Here is a 1040-nt window from a genome sequence, read left to right on the forward strand (position 1 = left end):
CGCAGGCGCGCCGGCCGCGGGCGTCTGCGCGCCGGCCGCGGCGCGTTCCCGGGCGAGGGTGGCGCGGTCGGCGCGCACCCGGCGCAGCGCGTCCACGGTGAGCACCGCCAGCGCTGCCCAGACCAGGGCGAAACCGGCCCAGCGGGCGGGCGGCATCGACTCGTGGAAGACGGCGACGCCGATCAGGAACTGGAACACCGGCGCCAGGTACTGCAGCAGTCCGAGCGTGGTCAGCGGCACCCGGACGGCGGCAGCGCCGAAGAACATCAGCGGGACCGCGGTGATCACACCGCTGAGCATCAGCAGCCCCGAGTGGCCCCAGCCGTACTCACCCGGCACCACCCGGCCGAAGCTGCCCTGGCCGCGGGCCGCCAGGTAGACCAGGAACGCGAGCGCGAACGGGAACATCGCGGCGCTCTCCAGCGCGAGGCTCTCCAGCCCGCCGAGGGCGACCCGCTTCTTCAGCAGTCCGTAGGTGGCGAAGGACAGCGCCAGGGTCAGCGCGATCCAGGGCAGCCGGCCGTAACCGACGGTGAGCACCACGACCGCCGCCGCGCCGATGCCGACGGCCGCCCACTGGGCGGGCCGCAACCGCTCGCGCAGTACCAGGACGCCGAAGGCGATGGTGACCAGCGGGTTGATGAAGTAGCCGAGGCTGGTCTCGACCACGTGGCCGGAGTTGACGCCCCAGATGTAGACGCCCCAGTTGACGGTGATGAAGGCGGCGGCGAGGGCGGAGAGGGCGAGCCGCCGGGGCTGGGCGAGCAGCGGCCGGATCCACGCCCAGCGGCGCTGGACCAGCATCATCAGGGCGACCGCCACGAACGACCAGACCATCCGGTTGGCCAGGATGTCGACGGCACCGGCGGGCTCCAGCAGCGGCCAGAACAGCGGGAACACGCCCCAGATCCCGTAGGCGGCGAATCCGTACCAGAGTCCTCGGCGTCCGTCTGCCATCTGGGCCTGCCCTCCCGCGCGCACCGGTGTCGGACCGACGGTAGCGGGCGGGAGGGCGGGATGTCATCCCCGTTCTCACTCTT

1 protein-coding gene is annotated in these 1040 nt (G+C 72.8%); it reads right to left on the minus strand.

The window, feature by feature from the left end; translation table 11 throughout:
* Positions 1-957, minus strand: a 957-nt coding sequence (rarD, locus tag AA75_RS36390) for an EamA family transporter RarD (protein WP_033824684.1), incomplete at its 3' end; no start/stop codon positions are given.
* Between the last annotated feature and the right edge of the window lie 83 nt (positions 958-1040).

Source organism: Kitasatospora sp. MBT63, from assembly GCF_000710465.2.
Classification (GTDB): domain Bacteria; phylum Actinomycetota; class Actinomycetes; order Streptomycetales; family Streptomycetaceae; genus Kitasatospora.